Below are 5,811 nucleotides of genomic sequence, written 5' to 3' on the forward strand. Positions count from 1 at the left end.
CGGTCGTCGGCGGGGCCGTCGTCTCAACCGGGGCCGTCGTCTCAACCGGGGCCGTCGTCTCAACCGGGGCCGTCGTCTCTTCGGGAGCTGCCGTGCGTTCTGTGGGGGAGAGAGTCGGCGGAGGTGGGGTGACTGTCGGGGCCGTCGGAGCATCCGGGGAAGCGACTGGATCGGCGGGAGCGTTTGCACCCTGTTCGAAGGATTGCATCTCCGGTTGGGGTGGCACCGTCACGGTTGGTCCACCGGGAACATCGAGCCCCTCGACGTTGGGGAACTCAATGGGGCGATATTCGGGAAGATCCGTCGGGGGAGGAGGAACCGGTTCCTGAACCCCTCCCGCCGGATTATCCACCGGCACCACGGGTGTGGCCGGCTGCGGCGGCTCGGTCACCGGCTCGGAGGCGTTGTTGGCGAAGCCTCCCTCGGGATCGGGATTTTGAAAATCCTGAATCCTCGTACCCAGCGGTTGAAGATTGGCCAAATCGGAATTGTCCGCAACCTCCACCTGTCCGGTTTGCACCAGATCTCCTTCGCCGGAGTCCTGGCTCACCTGTTGGTTGAGTACCGTCAGATCGTCAAAAACCTGTGCGGCTTCTTTTTGTTCCGTGGTCAGCGTATCTTCAGCCATCTTGATTCTCCAATCGGATGTCCCCATTGCTGCGGTCTGGCGCTTGCAGCCAAGCGCTAAGGCCGCGCATCCTTGTCAAACCCGGCCCCTCTTCCCCAATTCCGGGCACACGGTGACAGTTTCGCAGCCTATACCCTTCCCGCAACAAATAAAATCTAGCTTAGGTTATACCAGAAACTGGAGGAGTGTTCACCTTGCCCCATACAAATTCCCCGAAGAGCGTGAACCGCCCTATGCGTTCCACCTTCGCCATGCTAAATATCAGTCCATCGCTTGCCTCTCCCCACCGTATCCTCGCGACGCCACAGGCTTGTTCATGAACCGTATTTTTGTATCGATTGCCAGTTATCGGGATACCGAGTGTTTCCCCACGCTGTCGGATCTGTTCGACAAAGCGGCGCATCCCGAGAGGATATTTGTCGGGGTGTTGCGTCAGTTGGCTCCGGAAGATGACGAAGCCTATCGCGCCACGCCGGATCGACCGGGACAAATCCGCAACATTACCGTGGACGCCAGCGAAAGTCTGGGGGTCTGCTGGGCTCGACACCGCATTCAAAACGAGCTGTGGGCCGGGGAGGAGTATTACCTGCAAATCGACTCCCACACCCGTTTCGAAGCGGGTTGGGACGAAACGCTGACGGGGCTTCTGGAGCGTTGCCCATCGCCCAAACCCGTCCTTTCGACCCATCCGAACCGTTATACCCCCCCGGATCAGTTGGCCGCTTACGGGTACCCCATCCTGACCGCCAAACGCTTCGACGACAACGGCATATTGATTCCTGCCGCCAGCCATTATCATCCGCTGCAAGCAAAACCGGAAGCGCCCTATCCGGCGGCTTTCGTCGGGGCGGGGTTCCTGTTCGGCGACGCCCGTCTGGTCCGGGAGGTGCCTTACGATCCCTATATCTATTTTCAGGGTGAGGAGATCAGCCTCTCCGCCCGCCTGTGGACCCACGGTTTCGACCTCTTCGGCCCCAACGAGGTGGTGCTCTACCACGACTACACCACCGACCGGGGGCGGCGGCGCCATTGGAGCGACCATGTGGACTGGCCGATGCTGAACCGGCGCTCGATGGCGCGGGTGCTGCATCTTCTGGGCGCGGTCCCTTCCACCGACGCCGAGGTTCTCCAGGAACTGGACCGCTACGGCCTGGGTCAAGCCCGTTCCCTCGAAGCCTACCAGGTCTTCGCCGATGTCGATTTCCGCTGCCGGCGCATCGGCATGCGCGGCAGCGACGGCAAATTTCCCCCGCCCACCCCGGTGGAGTCCGAATCGGCGACTCTCGGGCAGACATTTCATCAGGTCATGGTGGTCGAAAATCGCTGGTCGGCCTCGGGAACCCGAAGCGGCTCCGGCTCCACCCTCACCGCGACCAGCGCCCTGCGGGAGGCCTTTTTCTCCGCCTTGAGGGAGATGAAAATCCGCATCCTGCTCGATGCCGGTTGCGGGGATCTCAACTGGATCCAGTCGGTGACGACCGAACTCGAACTCTACCTGGGGGTCGATCTGGTGGAGGCCCAAACCGCAGCCAACCGGGTTCTTTTCGCCCATCGCAAAAACCATTTTTTCAACAGTGCCGACCTCTGTCACGACCCCCTGCCCCGGGCCGACCTCATTCTCTGCCGCCATACCCTGACCCATTTGCCCAACCGCCTGGTCACTCCGGCGCTGCGAAATTTTCGCGCCACCGGCAGTCGCTACCTGATGGCCACCACTTTCCCGGACCGCGCCAATACCGATATCGCCCCCGGTCAATGGAGACCGATCAACCTGAACGCGCCCCCCTTTTCCCTGCCGCCGCCTTTCCGCCGCATTGCGGACGGCGAGAGCCGCCACGGCTGTTTTCTGGGGGTCTGGAAACTGGCCGAACTGGGACCCTGATCCGGTCGCTCCCGGCCAACGGGAGTGACTCCTTCGCGGAGACCAATTCCCCGCTCAAGAATTGGTTAATATCTGCCGATACCGTTTTCGAAGCAGCTTTCGACTCGGGAGAAGAGCGTGGAACGATCGAACGAAGAGGCAACACTCTTTGTTTCCATCGCGGGATACCGCGATCTGGAATTGCCCCAAACCCTGGAGGATCTCTTCGCCAAGGCGAAGCATCCCCGCCGCGTCGTGGCGGGTGTTCTTTCCCAACTGGCGTTGGGGGACGGCTACGAATACCGTCGCATACCGGAAGCCTGGAAGGATCAGATCCGTCTGGTCACCGTCGATGCCGCCAGCAGCATGGGCGTCTGCTGGGCCCGGCACCGGGTGCAGAACGAACTCTTCGATCTGGAGGATTACTATCTGCAAATCGATTCCCACAGCCGGTTTGATCAGAATTGGGACGTGCTGCTCATCGACATGCTGGCCCGTTGCCCGACGGAAAAAGCGGTTCTGACCACCCACCCCCTGGGCTACAAACCCCCGGACAGCCTTACCGCCCCCGGCATGCCCGTGCTGACGGCCAGCCGCTTCGACAAAGAGAGCATTCTGATCCCCAAGGGAAAGGTCTTGAGTCTGCCTCCCGAGGGGAGCATGCCATTGCCGGGGGCCTTTCTGGGGGCCGGCTTCGTTTTCGGACCGGGGAGAATGGTACGGGAAGTCCCTTACGACCCTTTTCTCTATTTTCACGGGGAAGAGGTGACCATGGCGGTACGCCTCTGGACCCACGGCTACGATCTCTTCACCCCCACCCGGCCCGTTGTCTACCACGACTATACCGATCGGGGCCGGCGTCGCCATTGGAGCGACCATGTCGACTGGACCGGCATCAACCAGCGCGCCAAGGCGCGGGTGCGGCATCTGCTGGCTATGGAACCCTCCGTCGATCCCGCCATTCTCCAGGGTCTGGATACACTCTACGGACTGGGAAAGGAGCGCTCCCTGATGGCCTATGAACGCTACGCCGATATCTCTTTCGTGCATCGTTACATCGGCACCCGCGCCGCCGACGGGCGATTCCCCCTCCGGCCGCGCAACCCCCAGCGGGAGAAGCTGGAAAAGAGCTTCGAAGCCATTCACCTCAACAACGAATGGAAATCCGCCGAAACCCGCTCCGGCCCCGGCTCCACCCGCAACGCCAGCGCCGGCTTGCGCGCCGGACTCATCGACATGCTGGGGCAACTGCGCATCCGCACCCTGCTGGATGCCGGTTGCGGGGACATGAACTGGAACAGCGATCTGGTGCATCACCTGGATCTTTTCCTGGGCTTCGATCTGCTGCCGGACCTCATCGAGTCCAACCGCATGCTGCTCGGCGCCCACAAAAACCTGTTCTTCAATGCCGCCGACATCACCGAGGAGCAGTTGCCCGCGGTGGATGCCATCCTCTGTCGGCATACCCTGACCCACCTGCCGAACGAACTGGTTCTCAAGGCCCTGCGCAACGTCAAACGCAGCGGGGCTCGCCATCTGTTGGCCACCACCTATCCGGGCAAGGAGAACCGGGATATCGCCCCCGGCCAGTGGCGGCCCATGGACCTGACCGCGCCCCCCTTCTCCCTGCCCGCGCCGCGACATCTGTTGCCGGATGGCGAGAGCAAAAACGGCTGCTTCCTGGGTATCTGGTCCTTGGGAGATTGGTAACACCTTGTTGTGAAAATCCTTTGTCCGTCAACAGAGAAAATGTCATCATGAAATATACTTCCAAGCAGGTGCGGAAGTTCCCTTTCAGGAGATTCCTTATGTTGTTCGACCTCTCCGGCTCACCCCATCGATTGCGCCCGCTGGTGGAAATGGGCTCCCAGGAAGAAGGTGGCGCCATGGCCCTGGTTCGAAAAACCTGGGGTCTGTTGTTGCTCTCCATCATTCCGGTGGTCGCCTGGTCCGCCGTGGCCAGCGTCAAGGAGGTGGCCCATGTTCCCGGACAGGTGCTGCCATCCGGCTCGGTACAGGCCATCCAGCACCTCGAAGGGGGCATCGTCTCCGAAGTGATGGTGAAAGAGAGTCAACTGGTCGCCAAAGATGCCGTTCTGTTGCGTCTGGACGATCACCAGGCCCTGCCGGATCGGGATCAGACCGAATTCCGCCTGGCCTCCCTCGAAGCCCAGGCCATTCGCCTGCGCTCCTTCGCCGAAGGGTTCAAACCCGACTTCTCCGGCATTGAGGATCGTTTTAAAAATATCGTCGACGCCCAGACTGAAATTTATCAAAATCAGGTAAAAAACCTGACGGCGAACCGTTCCGTTCTCGAAGCCCAGATCGGGCAGCGTCAGACGGAGTTGGAGCAGGCTCGCGGGGAGTTGTCCGTCGCCTACAAACAGCTCAAACTCACCTCCGACATGCTGGAGATCCGCCGTGAACTGGTGGAACAGAAGGCCATCTCCAGGGTCATCTACCTGGAAACGGAACGGGCCAACATGACGGCCAACGGGGAGGTCGAGCGGCTTAAAAAACAGATCAACAACCTCGGCGAGGCCCTCAGCGAAGCCAAACGCCGTATGGAAAAGCTCAAGAACGATACGCGGCAGGAAGCCATCAGCGAACTGGGCACCGTGGTCAACGAAATGGCCCAGGTTCGTGAAGCCCGCACCCGCACCGGCGACCGCGTCAAACGGCTGGAGGTGCGCTCCCCGGTGCGGGGGGTGGTGCAGGATGTGCGTTTCAAAACCAAGGGTTCTGTGGTGCAGCCCGGTGACGTGCTGATGCATGTGGTTCCGGTGGAAGACCATCTTCAGGTGGAAGTGCGCATCTCCACCGAGGATGTGGGCCGGGTACCCACCGGGGAACAGGTGGTGGTCAAACTCTCCAGCTACGAGTTTTCCCACTTCGGCACCCTGCCGGGTCGCCTGGTTTCCGTCTCCCCCGGCACGCTGGTCGACCCCACCCAGAACTGGAGCTACTACAAGGGCCTGGTCACCCTGGACCGGGACCATGTGGGTTACGGCAGGGAGACCCATCCCATTCTGCCGGGCATGCTGGCCCAGGTGGATATCCCGCTGGGGGAACGCACCATTCTGCAAAGCCTGACGCAACCGGTGGCGCGCGCCATGCGGGAAGCTTTCAAGGAGCGGTGATACGCGGCAGCCCCGCAGGTGCTGTCCCGCACTTGCGGGGCGACGGCAATTGCCTGCGGCACTGGCGCAAGGATTCATTCCATTTCTTTTTCATTCGTTCATTGTACCGCGTCTACTTTGGAATAAGTAATTTTTCTGTATCTGTTCAGGTATACGGGGGTTTGGGGGGGATTATCCCCCCC

At 61.0% G+C, this 5,811-nt stretch carries 4 protein-coding genes; 3 read left to right on the forward strand and 1 reads right to left on the reverse strand.

All coding sequences use genetic code 11. The features are described 5' to 3' along the window. Positions 1-628, reverse strand: a 628-nt coding sequence (locus HQL56_17625) for a hypothetical protein (GenBank protein MBF0311339.1), incomplete at its 3' end; no start/stop codon positions are given. 316 nt (positions 629-944) lie between these two features. On the opposite strand from HQL56_17625, the gene HQL56_17630 reads away from it, so the two are divergent. The 3 genes from HQL56_17630 to HQL56_17640 all read left to right on the forward strand — a co-directional run bounded on the left by HQL56_17630 (position 945) and on the right by HQL56_17640 (position 5,629). Then, positions 945-2,510: a hypothetical protein gene (locus HQL56_17630; GenBank protein MBF0311340.1), complete on the forward strand. Its 1,566-nt coding sequence runs from the start codon at positions 945-947 to the stop codon at positions 2,508-2,510. 117 nt (positions 2,511-2,627) lie between these two features. Further along, positions 2,628-4,199, forward strand: coding sequence for a methyltransferase domain-containing protein (locus HQL56_17635; protein MBF0311341.1), 1,572 nt, complete (start codon positions 2,628-2,630; stop codon positions 4,197-4,199). Positions 4,200-4,297: 98 nt separating this feature from the next. Then, a complete protein-coding gene (locus HQL56_17640; GenBank protein ID MBF0311342.1) occupies positions 4,298-5,629 on the forward strand; it encodes an HlyD family type I secretion periplasmic adaptor subunit in 1,332 nt (443 codons plus the stop codon). Positions 5,630-5,811: the final 182 nt, after the last annotated feature.

The organism is Magnetococcales bacterium, assembly GCA_015231925.1.
Lineage (GTDB): Bacteria > Pseudomonadota > Magnetococcia > Magnetococcales > JADGAQ01 > JADGAQ01.

What these genes read in the sequence shown, in the direction of transcription:
- HQL56_17630 (MBF0311340.1), top strand. Translation starts at nt 945, where the DNA reads ATGAACCGTATTTTTGTATCGATTGCCAGTTATCGGGATACCGAGTGT.
- HQL56_17640 (MBF0311342.1), top strand. Translation starts at nt 4,298, where the DNA reads ATGTTGTTCGACCTCTCCGGCTCACCCCATCGATTGCGCCCGCTGGTG.